Annotated in this window: 24 protein-coding genes; 14 read left to right on the top strand and 10 right to left on the bottom strand. The window is 71.6% G+C overall.

Annotated elements, in window-relative coordinates:
- The first annotated feature begins 20 nt into the window (after positions 1–20).
- Together ychF and KSO98_RS08425 are read left to right on the top strand one after the other, a co-directional pair.
- Positions 21–1,094, top strand: coding sequence for a redox-regulated ATPase YchF (gene ychF / locus KSO98_RS08430; protein WP_225284795.1), 1,074 nt, complete (start codon positions 21–23; stop codon positions 1,092–1,094).
- Positions 1,095–1,110: 16 nt separating this feature from the next.
- A complete protein-coding gene (locus KSO98_RS08425; RefSeq protein ID WP_225284793.1) occupies positions 1,111–1,467 on the top strand; it encodes a DUF3817 domain-containing protein in 357 nt (118 codons plus the stop codon).
- A 10-nt stretch (positions 1,468–1,477) separates the two neighbouring features.
- Here the strand turns inward: KSO98_RS08425 and KSO98_RS08420 are convergent, their stop codons facing one another.
- From KSO98_RS08420 to KSO98_RS08405, 4 genes are all read right to left on the bottom strand, one after another.
- On the bottom strand, positions 1,478–2,548 hold the full coding sequence (locus KSO98_RS08420) for a hypothetical protein (RefSeq protein ID WP_225284791.1): 1,071 nt from the start codon (positions 2,546–2,548) through the stop codon (positions 1,478–1,480).
- Positions 2,545–3,015, bottom strand: coding sequence for a hypothetical protein (locus KSO98_RS08415; protein ID WP_225284790.1), 471 nt, complete (start codon positions 3,013–3,015; stop codon positions 2,545–2,547). Before KSO98_RS08415 ends, KSO98_RS08420 begins: the two co-directional genes overlap by 4 nt.
- Position 3,016: 1 nt before the next feature.
- Complete coding sequence (locus KSO98_RS08410) at positions 3,017–3,538, bottom strand: hypothetical protein (RefSeq protein ID WP_225284789.1); 522 nt, start codon at positions 3,536–3,538, stop codon at positions 3,017–3,019.
- A gap of 142 nt (positions 3,539–3,680) precedes the next feature.
- Positions 3,681–4,142: a hypothetical protein gene (locus tag KSO98_RS08405; RefSeq protein WP_225284787.1), complete on the bottom strand. Its 462-nt coding sequence runs from the start codon at positions 4,140–4,142 to the stop codon at positions 3,681–3,683.
- A gap of 342 nt (positions 4,143–4,484) precedes the next feature.
- Here KSO98_RS08405 and KSO98_RS08400 point away from each other — a divergent pair, with 342 nt between their 5' ends.
- Complete coding sequence (locus tag KSO98_RS08400; RefSeq protein WP_225284786.1) at positions 4,485–4,694, top strand: LapA family protein; 210 nt, start codon at positions 4,485–4,487, stop codon at positions 4,692–4,694.
- Between the two features lie 4 nt (positions 4,695–4,698).
- A complete protein-coding gene (locus KSO98_RS08395; protein ID WP_225284784.1) occupies positions 4,699–5,625 on the top strand; it encodes an RDD family protein in 927 nt (308 codons plus the stop codon).
- Positions 5,626–5,637: 12 nt separating this feature from the next.
- Here the strand turns inward: KSO98_RS08395 and KSO98_RS08390 are convergent, their stop codons facing one another.
- A complete protein-coding gene (locus KSO98_RS08390) occupies positions 5,638–6,276 on the bottom strand; it encodes a dihydrofolate reductase family protein (protein ID WP_225284783.1) in 639 nt (212 codons plus the stop codon).
- A 235-nt stretch (positions 6,277–6,511) separates the two neighbouring features.
- Between KSO98_RS08390 and KSO98_RS08385 the strand changes: the two genes are divergently transcribed.
- Complete coding sequence (locus tag KSO98_RS08385) at positions 6,512–6,775, top strand: sortase family protein (RefSeq protein ID WP_225284781.1); 264 nt, start codon at positions 6,512–6,514, stop codon at positions 6,773–6,775.
- Here the strand turns inward: KSO98_RS08385 and KSO98_RS08380 are convergent.
- Complete coding sequence (locus tag KSO98_RS08380; RefSeq protein WP_225284779.1) at positions 6,764–7,426, bottom strand: SDR family oxidoreductase; 663 nt, start codon at positions 7,424–7,426, stop codon at positions 6,764–6,766. The genes KSO98_RS08385 and KSO98_RS08380 overlap by 12 nt on opposite strands.
- Positions 7,427–7,554: 128 nt before the next feature.
- On the opposite strand from KSO98_RS08380, the gene KSO98_RS08375 reads away from it, so the two are divergent.
- Positions 7,555–8,397, top strand: a complete 843-nt coding sequence (locus KSO98_RS08375) for an ERCC4 domain-containing protein (RefSeq protein ID WP_225284776.1) — start codon at positions 7,555–7,557, stop codon at positions 8,395–8,397.
- Here KSO98_RS08375 and KSO98_RS08370 read toward each other — a convergent pair.
- On the bottom strand, positions 8,369–9,208 hold the full coding sequence (locus KSO98_RS08370) for a DUF72 domain-containing protein (protein WP_225284774.1): 840 nt from the start codon (positions 9,206–9,208) through the stop codon (positions 8,369–8,371). The genes KSO98_RS08375 and KSO98_RS08370 overlap by 29 nt on opposite strands.
- Positions 9,209–9,247: 39 nt before the next feature.
- Here KSO98_RS08370 and KSO98_RS08365 point away from each other — a divergent pair, with 39 nt between their 5' ends.
- The 4 genes from KSO98_RS08365 to KSO98_RS08350 are packed head-to-tail and all read left to right on the top strand — an operon-like array spanning position 9,248 to position 11,026.
- Positions 9,248–9,523 carry a hypothetical protein gene (locus tag KSO98_RS08365; RefSeq protein WP_225284773.1) on the top strand — a complete coding sequence of 92 codons (276 nt, stop codon included), beginning with the start codon at positions 9,248–9,250 and terminating at the stop codon, positions 9,521–9,523.
- A 2-nt stretch (positions 9,524–9,525) separates the two neighbouring features.
- Entirely contained in the window at positions 9,526–10,089 is a 564-nt protein-coding gene (locus tag KSO98_RS08360; protein ID WP_225284772.1) for an OLD family protein, read from the top strand.
- Positions 10,086–10,556, top strand: coding sequence for a ribonuclease HI (gene rnhA / locus KSO98_RS08355; RefSeq protein WP_225284771.1), 471 nt, complete (start codon positions 10,086–10,088; stop codon positions 10,554–10,556). The genes KSO98_RS08360 and rnhA overlap by 4 nt, the downstream gene beginning before the upstream one ends.
- A gap of 20 nt (positions 10,557–10,576) precedes the next feature.
- Positions 10,577–11,026, top strand: coding sequence for a methyltransferase family protein (locus KSO98_RS08350; RefSeq protein WP_225284770.1), 450 nt, complete (start codon positions 10,577–10,579; stop codon positions 11,024–11,026).
- A 13-nt stretch (positions 11,027–11,039) separates the two neighbouring features.
- Here the strand turns inward: KSO98_RS08350 and KSO98_RS08345 are convergent, their stop codons facing one another.
- Positions 11,040–11,687, bottom strand: a complete 648-nt coding sequence (locus KSO98_RS08345) for a hypothetical protein (protein ID WP_225284769.1) — start codon at positions 11,685–11,687, stop codon at positions 11,040–11,042.
- Positions 11,688–11,757: 70 nt separating this feature from the next.
- Positions 11,758–13,365 carry a fibronectin type III domain-containing protein gene (locus KSO98_RS08340; RefSeq protein ID WP_225284768.1) on the bottom strand — a complete coding sequence of 536 codons (1,608 nt, stop codon included), beginning with the start codon at positions 13,363–13,365 and terminating at the stop codon, positions 11,758–11,760.
- Positions 13,366–13,480: 115 nt separating this feature from the next.
- Here KSO98_RS08340 and KSO98_RS08335 point away from each other — a divergent pair, with 115 nt between their 5' ends.
- Positions 13,481–15,172, top strand: coding sequence for an FAD-binding dehydrogenase (locus KSO98_RS08335; RefSeq protein WP_225284766.1), 1,692 nt, complete (start codon positions 13,481–13,483; stop codon positions 15,170–15,172).
- 23 nt (positions 15,173–15,195) lie between these two features.
- Entirely contained in the window at positions 15,196–15,537 is a 342-nt protein-coding gene (locus tag KSO98_RS08330; RefSeq protein ID WP_225284764.1) for a non-heme iron oxygenase ferredoxin subunit, read from the top strand.
- A 55-nt stretch (positions 15,538–15,592) separates the two neighbouring features.
- On the opposite strand, the gene KSO98_RS08325 is transcribed toward KSO98_RS08330, so the two are convergent.
- Complete coding sequence (locus KSO98_RS08325; RefSeq protein ID WP_225284762.1) at positions 15,593–15,922, bottom strand: DMT family transporter; 330 nt, start codon at positions 15,920–15,922, stop codon at positions 15,593–15,595.
- A 98-nt stretch (positions 15,923–16,020) separates the two neighbouring features.
- On the opposite strand from KSO98_RS08325, the gene KSO98_RS08320 reads away from it, so the two are divergent.
- Both KSO98_RS08320 and KSO98_RS08315 read left to right on the top strand, forming a co-directional pair.
- Positions 16,021–16,572, top strand: a complete 552-nt coding sequence (locus KSO98_RS08320; protein ID WP_225284760.1) for a TetR/AcrR family transcriptional regulator — start codon at positions 16,021–16,023, stop codon at positions 16,570–16,572.
- Positions 16,569–17,267: a DUF1275 family protein gene (locus KSO98_RS08315; RefSeq protein WP_225284757.1), complete on the top strand. Its 699-nt coding sequence runs from the start codon at positions 16,569–16,571 to the stop codon at positions 17,265–17,267. The genes KSO98_RS08320 and KSO98_RS08315 overlap by 4 nt, the downstream gene beginning before the upstream one ends.
- The last annotated feature ends 221 nt before the right edge of the window (positions 17,268–17,488 follow it).

Below are 17,488 nucleotides of genomic sequence, written 5' to 3'. Positions count from 1 at the left end.
CACACCTAGACTCACGCCTCGTGGCTCTCACCATTGGCATCGTCGGTCTCCCGAACGCAGGCAAGTCGACGCTCTTCAACGCGCTGACCAAGAACAACGTGCTCGCCGCGAACTACCCGTTCGCGACGATCGAGCCGAACGTCGGCGTCGTCGGCGTTCCGGACGCGCGTCTGGCCGAGCTCGCCAAGATCTACGGCTCGGAGCGCCTCCTGCCCGCGACCGTGGAGTTCGTCGACATCGCCGGCATCGTCCGAGGCGCCTCGCAGGGCGAGGGCCTGGGCAACAAGTTCCTCGCCCACATCCGCGAGTCGGCCGCGATCTGCCAGGTCACCCGTGTCTTCCGCGACGACGACGTCACCCATGTCGACGGTGAGGTCAACCCGGGCTCGGACATCTCGACGATCCAGACCGAGCTGATCCTGGCCGACATCGAGACCGTCGAGAAGGCGATCACGCGCCTCGACAAGGAGTCGCGCAAGAACAAGGACCTCGTCGCGAACTTCGAGGCCGCCAAGGAGGCCAAGGAGGCGCTCGAGGGCGGCACGCCGATCATCTCCACGAAGATCGATCGCGAGCTGCTGCGCGAGCTCTCCCTGCTGACCGCCAAGCCGTTCATCTACGTCTTCAACTGCGACACCGACGAGCTGACCGACGAGGACCTCAAGGCGCAGATGCGCGAGCTCGTCGCGCCCGCCGAGGCCATCTTCCTCGACGCCAAGATCGAGTCCGAGCTGATCGACATGACCGATGAGGAGGCGCTCGAGATGCTCAACGACCTCGGCATCGACGAGTCCGGCCTCAACCAGCTCGCCCGCGTCGGCTTCGACACCCTCGGCCTGCAGACGTACCTCACCGCGGGCCCCAAGGAGGTGCGCGCCTGGACGATCAACAAGGGCGCGACGGCCCCCGAGGCCGCCGGCGTGATCCACACGGACTTCCAGAGGGGCTTCATCAAGGCCGAGATCGTCTCGTACGACGACCTCATCGCCGCCGGCTCCGTCGCCAAGGCCCGCGAGGCCGGCAAGGCCCGCATGGAGGGCAAGGACTACCTGATGGCCGACGGCGATGTCGTGGAGTTCCGCTTCAACGTCTGATCGGAGCAACAACGCTATGTCGAACGACGTCATCACCTCCGAGGCCTCCGCCTCCGCCGAGCAGTCGGGCGCCCACCGCGGGATCGCACTGGCCTTCCGCACGACCGCGCTGATCGAGGCGCTCACCTGGGTGGGCCTGCTGATCGGGATGCTGTTCAAGTACGTGATCAGCGACAACGCGATCGGCGTGCACGTCTTCGGCCCGATCCACGGTGCGGCCTTCACCGCGTACGTGATCTCCACCAGCCTGGCCGCGCGGACGTTCGGCTGGTCCTTCAAGCTCTGGATCGTAGGCCTGATCGCCAGCGTCCCGCCGCTCGCGACGCTGCTCTTCGAGCGCTACGTCGTGCGGCGGGATCGCCTCAGCGCCTGACGCACCCCACTCAGCACACCTGGGTGGTGGCCGCGGAGCCGTTCGTCGTCGTCGGCGCGGTCACCGCGTAGATCCGGCTTGTCGCCGGCGGGTTGCCGGTGATCGTGGCCCGTACGTAGTAGATGCTGCCACCGGTCAGCGAGATGGTCCCGGATGTCCAGGGGCTGCCCGACGCGGTCGGCTGGGTGCCCAGCGCCGAGCCGAGGCTGCAGTTCCCGGCGTTGGCGGTGGTGGAGACCGTCACGGTGATCGTCCCGCCGCCGCTCGAGGTCCCCGTGAACGTGTAGTTGCTGCTGTTGCCGTTGCGCGAGATCCCGGTGACGGCGACGGCGCTGGTGGGTGCCGGCGCGTTGACCGTCACCGTCGCCGAGGAGCCGCCGGAGATCGGGAACGACGTGTCGCTCAGCCCGCTGCCACCACTGTCGATGATGCCGGCCTTGGACTTGAGGTCCAGGCGCAGGGAGCCGGTGCCGGTCGACGCGCCGGACGTCACCGTCCAGGTGGTCGCCGGGGCGGAGCCGCTCGGACTCACCGAGGCGATCGGGGCGGTGGCGCCCCCGGTCCCGGTGACCTGGAACGCGGCCGCGGCGACGCCGCTCACCGGTTGGCTGAAGACGACCGTCCAGGCGACGCTCTGGCCGGTGGTGATCGTGCTCGCGCCCGCCGAGGTCGAGACCCACTGCGGGGCGGCCGTCGTGGCGGTGCTGACCGTGGTCGCGCTGCTGACCCACTGGGTGCCGACGCGGCCGAGGACGGCGTAGGTGTAGCTGGTCCCGGGGTTCAGGCCGGTGTCGGAGCAGGTCTGGCTGAAGCCGAGACTGTCGCAGCCGCTCACCGTGGTGCCGTTGCGCTGGACCCGGTACGACGTGGGGACGACGCCGCTCCCGCTCGGAGCGGTCGCGGTGACATCGATCGCCGTCGAGGAGCGGGTGGTGGCCTTCGCGGTGGGGCTGAGCACCTGGGTGGCGGCCGAGGCGGTCGTGGTCCCGGGCGTCACCGTCACGGTCCAGACGCCGAAGGCGGCGGCCGGGGTCAGGAGCGCGGTGACCGCGACTCCGACGATGAGTGCGCGTCGCTTCATCCGACCGTCCCTGTCGCGTCGAAGGTGAGGGTGAAGGTGACCCCGATGCAGGCCAGGTCGGCCCCGGTCGCCATCGCCACCGAGTAGCGCACGGCGACCGGCGAGCTCGGGGTCAGTGCGGTCGGCAGGGCGTCCAGCCGGGTCAGACTGAGCTCACCCGGTGCGCTGCAGCCGCTCGCCGACGAGCTCACCGACGGGATCATGGTGGCCACCGTGATCACGCCGCCACCCGTGTTGGTCAGCGTGACGCGGACGGTGGCGGCCGGTCCGCCCGGGTAGAGGCCGGTGGGCACATCACTGCTCGCGAGGCTCATCCGGGCCTGGGCGGAGCCCGCCGTACCGGTCCCGTGACCGGCGGCGGTCCAGTAGCCGTAGGCGACGCCGGACATCGCCAGGATCGCGATGCCGACGCAGACAGCGGCGGCGAGGATCTGCGGGACGCGGCGACGGCGTACGTGTCGGCTCATGTCAGTTCCCCTGGGTGGCGGTGCCGGAGTAGCTGAGGGTGAATCGCTGGTTCTTGCAGGCGTCTTGCGACCGCGTGGTCACGTCGAGCATCCGGATGCTGAGTCCCGGGACGTCGAGGTGTCCGTTCTTGGGGATCACGAGCTTCGGGGCGCCGGCCGCCGCGGAGCTGTACGCGTTCGCGGAGCCGATGAGCTGGACGCGGCCGAGGCCGCCGATGACGAGGTTGCTCGCCGCGACGCAGCCGTTGGGGTTGTTGACGTCGATCTGCAGGGTGAGCACCTGGTAGGGGCTGTTGTCGGTGTTCGTCAACGTCAACGCGAGCGGCTTGGCGGCTCCGCCGGGCTGGAGGCCGGTGACCGCGGTGCTGGCGATCGTGAACGGCGCGTGGCCGTTGCCGACGCCGCCGGAGTTGCCTGCGGTCGTGTTGCTCGCCGCCAGGACGATCGCTCCGGTGCCCGGGTCTGCGCGCAGGGCGAGCTCGCGTCCGAGGCCGATGCCCGCGGTCGCGAAGAGCGCGTACACCGCGATCCACCTGATTGCCGTGGTCCGCCGATTCATCGTGATCGTCCGTTCGTGGGTCGGTCGGCGCGTCCGAGCGCGCCGGTGGGTCGTCCGCCCGGGGCGAGCGGGAGCGTGCGGGTCCCGCTCGCCGCCGGGTGGGGGGTCAGCTGCCTGCAGCCGCCGTGAAGGTGAGGACCGGGGTCACGCCCTTGCAGGCGTCCTGGTTGGTGCTCAGGTCCTTCAGCGTCAGCGTGGCGACGTCGGTCGAGGCCGAGGTCGCTCCTCCGGCGAGGGTGCCGACGCTGTCCGCGAGGTCGACGACGGCCCAGTTGTCCGCAGCGCACCCACCGGCCGCGGCGACGGAGACGGTGATGTTGCCGATGTTCTGGCTCGAGCTCGCGCCGTTGGTCGCCTTGACGGAGACCGTCTTGGTGTCGCCGAGGGTGAAGCCGGTGAGGGCGCCATCCTGGGTGATCGTGACGGCCGCGCCGGCACTGGACGCCGAGCTCGCCGAGCCCGTGCCCGATCCGGTGGTGGTCCAGTACGCGTAGGCCACGCCGCCCGCGGCGACAGCGACGGCGCCGGCGCCGACGGCGGCGGCGATCTTCTTCTTGGTGATCTTCATGAATCTGTCCTTCCAGAGTCTGGCTGGAGGGAGTGCCGGTTTCGCCTCTGCTCCCCGCCGGGCTCTAGGCGACCAATACACCCGGCGGATCCACGCTCACTCCGAATTGACGGCCCCATGGCCGGTGAACGTCTACGACTGTGAAGTCGCCGCGCAGCCGGGTTCGGCCAGTCCGGAGACGCGTCCCTCATTTAGGGGAGGAGCGGCGGTGCGCCCTCGCGGCTCGGCCCGACCACGCCGGGACCGTTCGCGCCGAATCGGGCGACACGGCGCTAGCGTCGGTCGCATCCGGGCGGCGCCCCGCTGCGTGCACCGTCGCAGATCTACGAAGGTGAGGAACCGATGTCCACATTCCTGCGCGAGCGGTGGCTCGCCGTCGTCCTGGCCGTGGTCGCGATCGTCTTCATCGCACAGAACCCCGATGACACCCGCATCAGCTTCCTCTGGATCCACCTGACCTGGCCGTTGTGGCTCACGCTCACGGTGGTGACGGTGATCGGCATCGTGATCGGCTCCTTCATCAACAGGCGTCACCCCCAGGGCAGGGCCTGATCCGATGGCCTCGCCGCGCGATCCGGGCGGTCGCCCGTCGCACGGTCATCAGCAGGGCCACGAGCACGGTCTGATCGGGCGCGTCGCCGGAGCGGTCACCGGCGGCCTGGTCGGGATCGTCCCGATCGAGGCGGTGCTCGACAACGTCGACGTCAATGCCGTCCTCGACGAGGTCGATGTCGACCGGCTGATCGAGCGGATCGACGTCAACCGCGTGCTGGAGTGCGTCGACGTCGAGGCCCTGATGGCGCGGGTCGACGTGGAGCGCCTGGTGCAGCGTGCCGGCATCCCGCAGATCGTCGCGCAGACGACCGGCCACCTCGCCGGCGGCACGCTCGACCTCCTCCGCGGGCGGCTCGCTGACGGCGACCGACTGGCCGCGACCGTCGTGGACAGGCTGCTGGTGCGCAGGCGGACCCGGCCGCTCTGGTACGACGCGGGGACCGGCCTGACCGTCCCGTTCGCGGGTGCGATCAGCCGGGTCCTCGCCTGGCTGGTCGACCTCGGCGTGGTGCTGGCGGCGTACGCCGGCGCGGCCTGGGTCCTCGGCGTCCTCGTCGACGCGCTCGGCTTCTCCGACAGCTGGCTGACCCATCGCGGTGCCGCCCTGCTCGCGGCCGTGGCGCTCGGCGGATGGGCGGCCGCCTACTCCACCCTCTGCGTCGCCGCCGCGGACGCCACGGTGGGCAAGTGGCTGGTCGGCGTCCGGGTGCGTCGCGTCGACGGTCGGCCGGTCGGGCTGCTCCGGGCGCTGGCGAGGTCGGTGGCCTTCGCCCTCTCCGCCTCCCTCGGACTCCTCGGCCTGGCGCCGATCGCCCTCCAGCGGCGCTCGCGCGGCCTGCACGACCTCATCGCCGGCACCGTCGTGGTCCACGTCGGTCGCGAGCCGGCCGTCCTCGAGCCCGGTCCGGGCGTGGGGTCGCTGCGATGACGGAGCCGGCGCTCAGCGGTTGAACGTCAGGTGGATCGTGCCGCTCTCGGCGGTCTCCGAGGTCACCGCGTAGCCCGCTTCCAGGCCACGCAGGTCGTCCCACAGCCGGATGCCGCTGCCGATGAGGATCGGGGCGATCGCGACGTGGAGACGGTCGACCAGCCCGGCGCGCAGGAACTCGCGCACCACGGTCGGACCGCCGCCCACCCGTACGTCCGCGCCGCCGGCGGCCTCGACCGCAAGCGCCAGCGCCTCGTCCGGACCGGCCGAGAGGAAGCGGAACGTCGTGCCGTTCGCGAACTCGATCGGCGCGCGCTCGGCGTGCGTCAGCACGAGCACGGGACAGTGGAACGGCGGCTCGTCGCCCCACCAGCCGCGCCACTGCGCGTCGTCGGGGAAGTCGTGGAGGCCGAACATCCCGGCGCCCATGATCTCTGCGCCGACGCCCTCGAAGTACTCCGACGCGTACCGCTCGTCGACGCCCGTGGTGCCGCTGTCCGGCTTGCCGAGCACGCGGGTCTGGAACGTCCGGGTGGCGACGTACGCCGCCGTCATCCGGCCCCAGTCCTCCCCGAAGGGATTCTCGGGGGTCTGGTCGCTCGTGGAGGCGAAGCCATCGAGCGAGATGTTGAGGTCGACACGGACTGCCATGGCCCCATCATGTCGTGCTGCGGCCCAGATGTGATGGCGGTGCTCCGCATCGGGGCCATGGCCTGGCCAGGACGCGCCCTCCGCACGTGCTCGGATCCGCGCGCCGGAACAGCCACGATTCCTCAGGAGGCGGCGTGCTCGGACGGTCCAGGATCCTGCTCGCGGCGGCACTCGTCGTCGCCTCGACGGCACACTCGACTCGTCCTCGTACCGCAAGGCGCCGGTCGCCCTCAGCATGCCGGCGATCGGCCTGCGCGCCCTGGTGCGCCCCGAGGGGATCGCCGCCGGCTCGATGACGCTGCCCCGAGACGTCGGCGAGGTCGGCTGGCTGACGAGGTCGGCAGGGGCAGGTGGCGTCATCGGGACCACCGTGATCGGCGGCCACGTCTCCGGCCGCCACCGCCTCGTCCTGGTCAGCTGCACCGACCGGGTCGTTCACGCGGACGGCCGGTTCCACTACACCCGATCGCTGGTCGTCGAGGCCCGGCTACTGACCTGACGCGCGGATGGCCACCGCGATCGGCACGCGACCGTTGCGGAAGTCGATGGTGCGTCCGACGGTGCTGTCGTCGTGCAGCGTCGCCGCCACCGCGGCCGCCACATCGCCGCGGGTGACCGCGGTGTCACCGTCCACGTCACCACCCACCACCTCGATGCGCCCGGTGGGCTCGTCCAGCGTCAGCCGGCCCGGCCCGAGGATCGTGTACGCGAGCGAGGTGCCACGCAGGTGCTCATCGGCGGCCGCCTTGGCCTCCGCGTAGGCGTGGAAGGAGTCACCGGGCGGGACGCCGTGGCCCGGGCCCGCTCCCAGGTAGGAGACCATCACGTAGCGCCTCACGCCTGCGGCGACTGCGGCATCCATGCTGCGGATCGCCGCGTCACGGTCCACCGCGTACGTCCGCGAGGCGTCGCCGCCCCCGGCGCCCGCGGACCACACCACCGCATCGTGGCCCTCCAGGAGGTCGGTCAGCTGCTCGGTCCCGAGCGACTCGATGTCGGCGACCAGAGGCCGCGCCCCGGTCGCGGCGACGTCGGCTTCGTGGTCGGGATTGCGGACGACGCTGGTGACGGTGTCTCCGCGGCCGACCAGCAACGGCGCCAGCCGCAGCGCCACCTTGCCGTGTCCGCCCAGGATCAGGACGTTGCTCATCGCTCTCCTCGTGCTTGCCATCAGGTGCCGCGCCGGTACCCCCGCACCAGGCTCGCACGCCGGCGGCGGCGACGCCGGTGGCACGCGGCACACGCGTCCTGCCGGCCGGCGGTGGGTACTCCGATGGCATGTCGAGCGACCTGCCCGTGGGCCCGGTGCTCGTCGACCACCGCGAGCGCGGCAGCGGGATCGCCGGCGCGCTGCTCGACGCCGGTCTCGACGTCCGCCTGGTCGATCTGCCCGTCGGTGACTACGTCCTGGGCCCCGGCCTCGCCGTGGAGCGCAAGGGCCCGTACGACCTCGGCGCCTCGATCCGCGACGGCCGGATCTTCGACCAGGCCGTCCGGCTGCAGTCGGCGTTCCCCCAGGCGGTGCTCCTGATCGAGGGCGAGCCGCGCGGGTTCGCCGAGGACGCCTGGCGCGGAGCGGTGTGCCGGCTGGTCGAGGACGGGTTCACCGTCCTCCACAGCCTCGACGCCGAGGACAGCGCGGCCTGGCTGATCAGGCTGGCCAAGCGGGCGCGCCGGACGGCTCCGACCGTTCGCAGCGAGGGGCCCGGCCGGGCTCCGCGTCACCCGTCCGCGCAGGCCGAGGTGATGCTCTCGATCGTCCCGGGCATCAGTCCGGCCATGGCGCGGAGCCTGCTCGCGGCCTTCGGCACCCTCGCGGCCATCGCCGAGGCGGCGCCCGAGGGCCTGCTGGGCCATCCCGGCATCGGCCGGGTGCGGGCGGCGCGGCTCGCCGAGGCACTGCGCGGCCCGTACGTCCCACTCGCCGAGCGCGAGCCCGAGCCGGAGCGGGCGGTACGCGGCGAGCGACCGACCCGCCGCTGGATCGTCACCGGCGCCGACCCGGACGGCGAGCCCGCCTCCTTCGACCGGCGCGCCATCGCCCTGCGGGAGCTCCGCTCGTCGGAAGAGGGCGCCCAGCTGATCGACGGTCTCACCGGGGAGGTCGTCGGGCGCCGGTGAGCTCGATGAGCCGCAGCGCATCCCACGGGGCGTAGCCCTTGGCGTCGTTGTCGAAGTAGACGACGACGTCGGCCTCCTGGGCCCAGGCCAGGCAGCGCCCGGCCCACCGGTCGAGGGCGGCGTCCGAGTAGCCGCTGGTGTAGAGCTCCTGGTCGCCGTGAAGGCGCACGTAGACCAGGTCGCTCGTCACCGCGTCGGCCGTCGGCCAGCGACCGGCGGAGTCCGAGACGACGCAGGCGATGTCGTGCTCGCGCAGCAGCGCGTACGCCTCCTCGGTGCAGAAGGACGGGTGGCGGAACTCGAGCGCGTGCCGCACCGGGCGGTCGGCGAGCTCCTGAGGGACGACCGTCACCGCCCGGTCGTCGGCGAGCTTGTCGTCGTGCCCGCGCGCGAGGTCCGCCATCTGCCCGAAGGTGCGCGGCAGCAGCGCGAAGAACGACGCGAGCAGCTCGCGGTCGTAGGGGAGGGTCGCGGGGATCTGCCACAGCACCGGCCCCAGCTTGTCCCCGAGCTCGATCACCCCGGAGGCGAAGAAGTTGGCCAGCGGCGCCTCGACGTCGCGCAGCTTCTTCATGTGCGTGACGTAGCGCCCGCCCTTGACCGCGAAGCAGAAGTCGTCGGGCGTCTGCTCGCGCCACGAGCGGTAGGAGGAGGGCCGCTGCAGCGAGTAGAACGAGCCGTTGATCTCCACGCTGCCCATCCGCTCGGCGGCGTAGGCGAGCTCGGCCCGGCGTGGCAGGCCAGGTGGATAGAAGTCGCCTCGCCAGCCGTCGTACGTCCAGCCGGAGATGCCGATCCTGATGACACCCATGCGGACCGTTACCCGCGTGCGGCAAGTAGGCTCCGCCGCGTGACGTACTGGTTCAAGCGCCGACGCTTCGGCTACGGCTGGACCCCCGCGAGGTGGCAGGGGTGGGTGGCGCTCGCCATCCTGGTCCTGCTGGTGCTCGCGCCGATCCCGTTCCTGCCGCAGGGCGAGGACGAGGGCGGCCCGAACCCGTACGCCTATCTCTTCTACGTGCTCGTCGTGGTGGCGGTCTTCATCCTCCTCGCGATCAAGAAGGGCCCGACGCCGCACTGGCGCTGGGGTGCGAAGGACGACGACAACCCCGACGAGGACTTCTGAGCATGGCGCGACCGATCACGATCCTGGTCGAGGGCGACTCCGACAAGGCGGCCGTCGAAGCGCTCGCCGTGCGGTACGGCATCGAGCTGAGTGCCGACGAGGACGCCATCGCCGCCGGCGCCACCGAGGTGGTCTCGATGGGCGGGGCCGGCAACGCGGGCCGCTTCATCGCCGAGAAGGCGGCCGCCGGGCGCCGCGTCGGCGGGCTCTACGACGAGGCCGAGGAGCGCTTCTTCGCGCGCGCCCTCAACCGCCAGGAGGGCGAGGACCTCACCCGGCAGGGCTTCTTCGCCTGCCGCCGCGACCTGGAGGACGAGCTCGTCCGCGCTCTGGGGGTCACGGAGGTGACCGCCCTGCTGGAGCAGAGGAACGACCTCGGCGGCTTCCGCTCCTTCCAGAACCAGGACGCGCACAGCGGCGACGACCCGATGGAGCAGCTGCGGCGCTTCATCAGCGCCAACGGCGCCCGCAAGCGGACCTACGCCGGCGCGATGGCGGAGGTCGTCGCGATGGAGGCGCTGCCCGAGCCCCTCGAGGGCCTGATCCACTGGATCTGGAGCGCATGAACGTCCTCGACCCGAGCGCCGAGGTCGTCACGATCCACACCGACGGCGGCTGCCGTCCCAACCCCGGCCCGGGCGGCTGGGGTGCGGTGCTGCGCTTCGGCGCGCACGTCAAGGAGATGTACGGCAGCGACCCCAGCAGCACCACCAACAACCGGATGGAGCTGACCGCGCCCTGCGAGGCGCTGGAGACGCTCAACCGCCCGTGCATCGTGCACGTCTACACCGACTCCACCTACGTCCGCTCCGGGATCACCTCGTGGCTGGCGAGCTGGAAGAAGAACGGTTGGAAGACCTCGGCGAAGCAGCCGGTCAAGAACGCCGATCTGTGGCAGCGGCTCGAGGCCGCCTGCGCGCGGCACCAGGTCGAGTGGTTCTGGGTGAAGGGCCACGCCGGCGTCGCCGACAACGAGCTGGCCGACCAGCTGGCGACGCGCGGGGTCGAGGAGGCCTCTTCCGCACGTCGCTGAGCGGTGGCACGCTGGAGGGCATGCCGAAGATCCCACCGCCGGCCTACGCCGCCGTCGGGTTGCTCGCCCAGCATCTGCTCGCGCCTCGGGGCGCCCACCACGGCCCGCTTCGCACGGCGGCGGCCGCCGCGGCCGGTGGCACCGGACTCGGTCTGCTCACCCTCGCCAACCTCGCCTTCCGCCACCACCACACGACGGTCAACCCGATCCGTCCGGAGAAGGCCTCGACGGTGGTCGACGACGGCGTCTTCGGCCTGACCCGCAACCCGATGTACGTCGGGCTGACCGGGGTGCTGAGCGCGCACGCGTTGGCCCGCGGCGGCCTGCTCACCTGGCTGCCGGTGGCCGGCTTCGTCGCGGTGATCGACCGCGTCCAGATCCCCGCGGAGGAGTCGGCGATGCGCGCCAACTTCGGGCAGGCGTACGACGACTACGTCCGCCGCGTCCCGCGCTGGGTGCCGGGGACCTAGCGCGCGACCGCGGCTACCGGCTCGCGTCGAGCCGCGCGAGGTACTCGTGCGCGAGTGTCCGGGCCTCGTCGTCGTCACCGGCGATCACCTCGAGGAGGTGGTGGCCGTTGTCGAGGAGCAGGTCGGCGGCGTGGAAGACGTTGGTCCGGGGGCCGTCGGGATCGATCAGCCGGGTGTCGCGGCGCTGGAGCCGGCCCGACCACCCGTCGAGGGTGATGGGCTCGCTCGTACAGGTGCCCTTCTCCCCGTACGTGGAGGAGTACTCGGACTCCTTGGCCTTCTTGTCGATGATCGGCGTGCACAGTGACGTGAGCTTCCGCATCTGCGCCGGCGTGTAGCGCAGGAAGACGGAGACGTCGGTGATGGACGTCATCGGCGTCGTGACGTCCACGCCGCTGTCCACGCTGACGACGCCGTCGCAGTGGGGCTGGCCGGGGCAATGGCCGGTGGGCCGGTGCCCGGCGAGCTGCGCGGAGGTCTGGGGGAGTGCGGCCATGAGCTCCGCGCGCGTGTAGGTCGACGTCGCGAGGGCACGCGTCGCGGGGCTGCTCGACGCGGTCGGATCGTCGCTGCGCGCGGTGTCGCTGGTGGCGCAGCCGCCGGAGACCGCCAGTGCGGCGAGGATCGCGCTGCTGATCAGTGCTCGACGTCCCTGCTTCATGCTGTCCTCCTGGTGGCCCGAGCCCGCGTCCCCCGACGAGCCCGGACCACCACGGGTACGCGGTCGTCCGTCAGTGCCCGCGCGGGCGGGTCAGGGTGAAGGTCTCGTACGGCTTGAGCGTGCCATACGGACCGGCGACCTCGTAGTAGGTGACCGTGATCGTGGTCCGGCCGCCGCGACGGCCGGGGTCGACGTCGAAGGACGCGAAGCCGTACGCGTTGGCGGCATCGCTCGCCCCGAACCAGGGGGCCGGCTCCGTCACCTTGGTCGCCACGCCCTTGGCGCCGTTCACCCGGTCGGCGACGGCGACGATGACGTCGCCCTGCGGCGGGGAGTAGAGCAGCTGGTTGGACGGCGCCGAGGTGCCCCCACCGCCGATCACCATGTGCACGGTGCCCTGGGTGGTGTCGATGACGTCGAGGGCGTCCACCGTGGGGATCGGGGTCAGCGTCTGGTTCTTCTGCTGGCCGCGGATCGCCTTGGACCGCTCGTAGTGGTGCTCGTGGCCGCAGACGACCAGGTCGACGCCGTAGGCGTCGAAGAGCGGCAGCCACTCCTTGCGGACGCCCAGGTCGGAGCCGTTGAAGCCCTTGGCGCTGGAGATCGCGACCTGGTGCATGCACACCACGATCCAGTCGATGTCCTTGTCCGCGCGGGCGGCCTTGAGGGTCGCCTCGAGCCACGCCTTCTGTGCTCCGCCGGAGTAGCCCAGGACGCGGTGGTCGCCGCCGTCCTGGAGGCAGACGTCGTCGTTGTTGAGGAAGACGAAGCGGACCGCGCCGACGGTGATCGCGTACCAGAGGCCGGCGGTGGTGTCGGTCTGGCCCTGCTGGCGCGGCAGGTCGAAGTAGGTCTGGTACGCGCGGTAGCCGATCGGGCCGTTGCCGAGCTCGTTCTCGTGGTTGCCGGCCGAGGGCTGCCAGGCGCGGTGGCGCGCGGAGCGGCTGTTGTTGGTCCAGAAGTCCGACCAGGTGCGGACCCGGTCCTGCGACAGGTTGGCGTAGCAGAGGTCGCCGTTGAAGAGGTGCAGCAACGGCTCCAGGCTCTCCACCCCCATGGTGGTGTCGCCGGCGGCGGGGGAGCCGAGGTTGTCGTTGACCCAGGTGGTGCCGTTGTTCTTCCCCAGGGTGGGGGTGCCCTGGTCCCCGAAGCTGGTGAACCGGAAGGCGGCCCGCCCACGCGGCGCCGTGCGGAAGGTGCCGAACTCCGGCGTCGCGCCGTCGTGGGTGGCGAGATACACATACGACGTGTCCGGCCTCAGGTCGCGCAGCCGGGCGTGCAGGGCGGTGACCACGGTGCCGGACTTGGCGTCGGTGTAGGACGCGGCGCCGGCCGTCACGGCGCGCTCGAACGCCGCGCCGTCGCGTGCGATCAGCACGCGTGGGTTCCTCACGTCGGCGATGGTGTGCCAGGTGACGGTGGCCTCGGTGCTCGCGTCCTCGCCGAAGCCGACGTGGAGGCCGGCGACGGGCGGGACGGGGGCGCCAGGGGCGCTCGAGGAGACCGGTACGGAGTGCCCGGTGGGGCCGGTGGGCCGGCCGGCCGGGGTCGACGTGGCGCCGGACGTGGCGGAGGCGGCCGAGGCGAGACCCCCGGTGGCGACGACGGCGCCGGTGGCGCCGAGCGCGGACAGGAGACTGCGGCGGGTGAGGTCGGAACCCCGAGAAGAGTCGGACATGGGAGCAACCTCCCGTCTCCGGCGACCGCGTGGCACCAACGCGAGCGGAACTCTCGGCGAAGTTCGATGGGTACCCGTCGGTAACGGACGGCCCACTCGTGCCAAGATCGGCGCCATGACCCAGGTCACTCAGAGTCACCAGACAGACATCATCGTGGTCGGCGCGGGCCTGGCCGGCCTGGTCGCCGCCGCCGAGGCCGCCGATGCGGGGCGTTCGGTGCTGCTGGTCGACCAGGAGCCGGAGCAGTCGCTGGGCGGCCAGGCGTTCTGGAGCCTGGGCGGTCTCTTCTTCGTCGACAGCCCCGAGCAGCGCCGGATGGGCATCAAGGACTCGATCGAGCTGGCGACACAGGACTGGATGGGCTCGGCGCAGTTCGACCGCGACGAGGACCTGTGGCCGCGTCGCTGGGCCGAGGCCTACCTCGACTTCGCGGCCGGGGAGAAGCGATCCTGGCTGCGGGAGATGGGGCACCGCGTCTTCCCGGTGGTCGGCTGGGCCGAGCGCGGCGACGGCCGCGCCGACGGGCATGGCAACTCCGTGCCGCGCTTCCACATCACGTGGGGGACCGGCCCGGGCATCGTGGCGCCGTTCGAGGCGCGCGTGCGGGCGCACGTCGCGACCGGGCGGATCCGGTTCGCGTTCCGTCACCGCGTCGACGAGCTCATCGTCGAGGGCGGCGCCTGCGTCGGCGTGCGGGGTGCGGTGCTGGAGCCGAGCGCGGTCGAGCGCGGGGTCGCCTCCTCGCGCGAGGTCGTCGGCGACTTCGAGCTGCGCGCCCAGGCCACGATCGTGACCTCGGGCGGCATCGGCGGCAACCACGACCTCGTACGCAAGTCGTGGCCGGCGCGCCTGGGTGGGCCGCCGGCGTCGATGGTCTCCGGCGTGCCCGCGCACGTCGACGGCCGGATGATCGCGATCACCGAGGCGACCGGGGCCCGCGTGATCAACCGCGACCGGATGTGGCACTACGTCGAGGGCATCCGCAACTGGGACCCGATCTGGGAGAACCACGGCATCCGGATCCTGCCGGGCCCGTCCTCGCTGTGGCTGGACGCGACCGGCGCGCGGCTCCCGGCGCCGAACTTCCCCGGCTTCGACACCCTCGGCACGCTCAAGCACCTGCGCACCACCGGGTACGACTACTCGTGGTTCGTGCTGACCGAGTCGATCATCAACAAGGAGTTCGCGCTGTCGGGCTCCGAGCAGAACCCCGACATGACCGGCAAGTCGGTGCGCGGCGTCATCGACCGCGCCCGCAAGGGCCCCGGCCCGGTGCACGCGTTCATGGAGCACGGTGAGGACTTCGTCGTCGCCTCGAGCCTGACGGAGCTGGTCGCGGGGATGAACCGGCTGGCCGGCGTCGCGCCCGAGGGTCCGCAGATCGACGAGGTCGCGCTGCGCCGGCTGATCGAGGCGCGCGACAGCCAGATCGACAACTCGTTCGCCAAGGACGCCCAGATCACCGCGATGTACTCGGCGCGGCACTACCTCGGCGACAAGGTGTCGCGGGTCGCCAAGCCGCACAAGATTCTCGGCGACGCCGGCGGCAGTGGCGAGGGAGGTCCGCTGATCGCGGTCAAGCTGCACATCCTGTCGCGCAAGACCCTCGGCGGGCTCGAGACCGACCTCTCCGGCCGCTGCCTGACCTCCGACGGCCTGCCGCTGCCCGGCCTCTACGCGGCGGGCGAGGTCAACGGCTTCGGCGGGGGCGGGATGATGGGCTACAACGCGCTCGAAGGTACCTTCCTGGGCGGCTGCCTCTTCAGCGGCCGCACCGCCGGCCGCGCCGCTGCTGCCGCGGTCTGAGCGCCCTACGTAGAAGGAATGTGATGAGCACCGGAATCCGCGTCGCCAGCCTGGACGATCTCTCCGTCGAGGAGGGCCTGCAGATCTCCAGCGACGTCACCGGCACCGAGGACGACATCGCGCTGCTGCGCGACACCGATGGCACCGTGTACGCGCTCAACGACACCTGCACCCACGCGATCGCCTCGCTCTCGGACGGCTACGTCGAGGACGGGTACGTCGAGTGCCCGGTGCACGCCTCGCGCTTCTGCCTGAAGAACGGCAAGGTCTCGGGCCTGCCCGCGACCGTCGACACGGTGGCGCACAAGGTCGAGGTCCGCGACGGGGAGATCTACCTCTTCCCGAACGAGTCGCCGGAGGCCTGAGGCGCCGCGAGCACGGGGCCAGGCGCGCAGCGCCTCGGCGTCCGGCGCTCGCGGCTCAGGCGGCGTGCGTGCTGCCGACGTTGAGCGCGATCACCCCGCCGACGATCGCGCCGACCGCCAGCACCTTCACCAGCGACAGCTCCTCGCCGGAGAGCCAGCTGATCCCGACCACCGCGACGGTGCCGAGGCCGGCCCAGGTGGCGTACGTGACGCCGAGGGGCAGGGTCTTGACGACGATCGCCATCAACCAGGTGGCGATGACGTATCCGGCGACCACCACGACGGACCAGCCGACGTGGTGGAAGGACTGGGTGCGGGGGAGGACGGCGGTCGCGCCGACCTCACAGCCGATGGCCGCCATCAGTAGCGTGACTGCGACGAACACGATTCTCACAACACTTTCTCTGCTTCTTGTATGAAGCGCTCGCTACATTGGTGACCTCGACTGTAGCACCCGCTACGAGCTTTGGCATACTGTCGCCCGTGACTCGTCGCGACGAGCTGCTGGACCAGGTCACCGACCACGTCCGTCAGCACGGCCTCATCGGCCTGACCCTGCGCCCCGTCGCCGCTGCCATCGGCACCAGCGACCGGATGCTGCTCTACCACTTCCGTAGCCGCGACGAGCTCGTCGCCGCCGTGGTCGCGCGCACCTCGGACCGCTCGACGGCGGCCGTCGACCGGCTGCCGGCCGCGGAGGGCGTACGGGCGGGCGTCAACCAGCTGTGGCAGGCGTTCCTCGAGGAGCCGCTGCACAGCTGTCTCGACGTCTACGTCCAGGCCGCCGCGAGCGGCCTGATCGGCCAGGAGCCGTACCGCTCCGTCGTCCGGGAGGCCAACCAGCGCTGGTCCGAGGCCCTGGAGCGCTACCTCGTCCGCTGCGGCGCCGAGCAGGCACGGGTCGCCCGCGTGGTGACGTTGGTCGACTCCTCGCTCTTCGGCTTCCATCTCGACCTGGCCACCGACAAGCCCGACGAGCTCTTCCGCGGCGTCGACGACCTCGCGGTCGCGGCGGAAGCGCTGGCCGCCGCATGAGGGCGCTGCGCGAGCGGATCGTCGCCGTCCCGACCGAGCGGATGCACCTGTGGCTGATGCTGGTGCTGACCTTCACCACCGGCGTCAACGACGCGGTCGGCTACCTCGGTCTCGGCAAGGTCTTCACCGGCAACATGACCGGCAACGTCGTCGTCCTCGGCATGGCGCTGGTGGGCGGCTCCGGGCTCCCGGTGCTCGGCCCCGCCCTCGCGCTGCTCGGCTTCATGACCGGTGCCGCGATCGCCGGCCGTACCCTCAAGCGGGCCGACCGCAGCTGGCACGGGCGTACGACCGCGATCTTCGGGCTCGTCGCCTTCCTCATGCTCGCCCTCGGGCTCGGCCTGCTCCTGGTCGATGAGCGCACGCCGTCGCGGGCCGAGGAGATCACCGTGACCACCATCGCGGCACTCGCGATGGGACTCCAGGCGGCCGCTGCTCGCCTGGTCGCGGTCAAGGACGTGACCACGGTGGTGGTCACCTCCACCATCACCGGCCTCGCCGCGGACTCGTACTTCGGCAGCGGCAAGGGCGGGGGTACGGCCCGCCGCGCGATCGCGGTGCTCGCGATCATCGCGGGCGCCGTCGCCGGTGCGGCACTGCTGAAGTGGCACACCGGCGCGGGCCTCCTGCTCGCCGGTGTGGTGATCGCCCTGGCCACCTGGCTCGGCGACCTGCACGACCGCGCCCACCGCTGACTCGGCCCTCGGACGCCGCTGACTCGGCCCTCCGACATCGCCGACTCGGCCCTCGAACGCCGCCGACTCGGCCCTCGTGCACGACCAACTCGGCCCTCCGACATCGCCGACTCGGCCCGCGCGCGGGCCGAGTCACCGGTGCGGGAGGGCCAGGTCAGCGGTGCGGGAGGGCCAGGTCAGCGGTGCGGGAGGGCCAGGTCAGCGGTGCGGGAGGGCCGAGT

The sequence above is a fragment of the Nocardioides nematodiphilus genome (genome assembly GCF_020216525.1).
Lineage (GTDB): Bacteria > Actinomycetota > Actinomycetes > Propionibacteriales > Nocardioidaceae > Nocardioides > Nocardioides nematodiphilus.
This window is presented reverse-complemented; position numbering and strand designations above follow the sequence as displayed.

Coding starts and splice junctions, on each gene's coding strand:
- KSO98_RS08425 (WP_225284793.1), top strand. CDS start 1,111: ATGTCGAACGACGTCATCACCTCCGAGGCCTCCGCCTCCGCCGAGCAG.
- KSO98_RS08420 (WP_225284791.1), bottom strand. CDS start 2,548: ATGAAGCGACGCGCACTCATCGTCGGAGTCGCGGTCACCGCGCTCCTG.
- KSO98_RS08415 (WP_225284790.1), bottom strand. CDS start 3,015: ATGAGCCGACACGTACGCCGTCGCCGCGTCCCGCAGATCCTCGCCGCC.
- KSO98_RS08405 (WP_225284787.1), bottom strand. CDS start 4,142: ATGAAGATCACCAAGAAGAAGATCGCCGCCGCCGTCGGCGCCGGCGCC.
- KSO98_RS08400 (WP_225284786.1), top strand. CDS start 4,485: ATGTCCACATTCCTGCGCGAGCGGTGGCTCGCCGTCGTCCTGGCCGTG.
- KSO98_RS08395 (WP_225284784.1), top strand. CDS start 4,699: ATGGCCTCGCCGCGCGATCCGGGCGGTCGCCCGTCGCACGGTCATCAG.
- KSO98_RS08390 (WP_225284783.1), bottom strand. CDS start 6,276: ATGGCAGTCCGTGTCGACCTCAACATCTCGCTCGATGGCTTCGCCTCC.
- KSO98_RS08385 (WP_225284781.1), top strand. CDS start 6,512: ATGCCGGCGATCGGCCTGCGCGCCCTGGTGCGCCCCGAGGGGATCGCC.
- KSO98_RS08380 (WP_225284779.1), bottom strand. CDS start 7,426: ATGAGCAACGTCCTGATCCTGGGCGGACACGGCAAGGTGGCGCTGCGG.
- KSO98_RS08375 (WP_225284776.1), top strand. CDS start 7,555: ATGTCGAGCGACCTGCCCGTGGGCCCGGTGCTCGTCGACCACCGCGAG.
- KSO98_RS08370 (WP_225284774.1), bottom strand. CDS start 9,208: ATGGGTGTCATCAGGATCGGCATCTCCGGCTGGACGTACGACGGCTGG.
- KSO98_RS08360 (WP_225284772.1), top strand. CDS start 9,526: ATGGCGCGACCGATCACGATCCTGGTCGAGGGCGACTCCGACAAGGCG.
- rnhA (WP_225284771.1), top strand. CDS start 10,086: ATGAACGTCCTCGACCCGAGCGCCGAGGTCGTCACGATCCACACCGAC.
- KSO98_RS08350 (WP_225284770.1), top strand. CDS start 10,577: ATGCCGAAGATCCCACCGCCGGCCTACGCCGCCGTCGGGTTGCTCGCC.
- KSO98_RS08345 (WP_225284769.1), bottom strand. CDS start 11,687: ATGAAGCAGGGACGTCGAGCACTGATCAGCAGCGCGATCCTCGCCGCA.
- KSO98_RS08340 (WP_225284768.1), bottom strand. CDS start 13,365: ATGTCCGACTCTTCTCGGGGTTCCGACCTCACCCGCCGCAGTCTCCTG.
- KSO98_RS08335 (WP_225284766.1), top strand. CDS start 13,481: ATGACCCAGGTCACTCAGAGTCACCAGACAGACATCATCGTGGTCGGC.
- KSO98_RS08330 (WP_225284764.1), top strand. CDS start 15,196: ATGAGCACCGGAATCCGCGTCGCCAGCCTGGACGATCTCTCCGTCGAG.
- KSO98_RS08315 (WP_225284757.1), top strand. CDS start 16,569: ATGAGGGCGCTGCGCGAGCGGATCGTCGCCGTCCCGACCGAGCGGATG.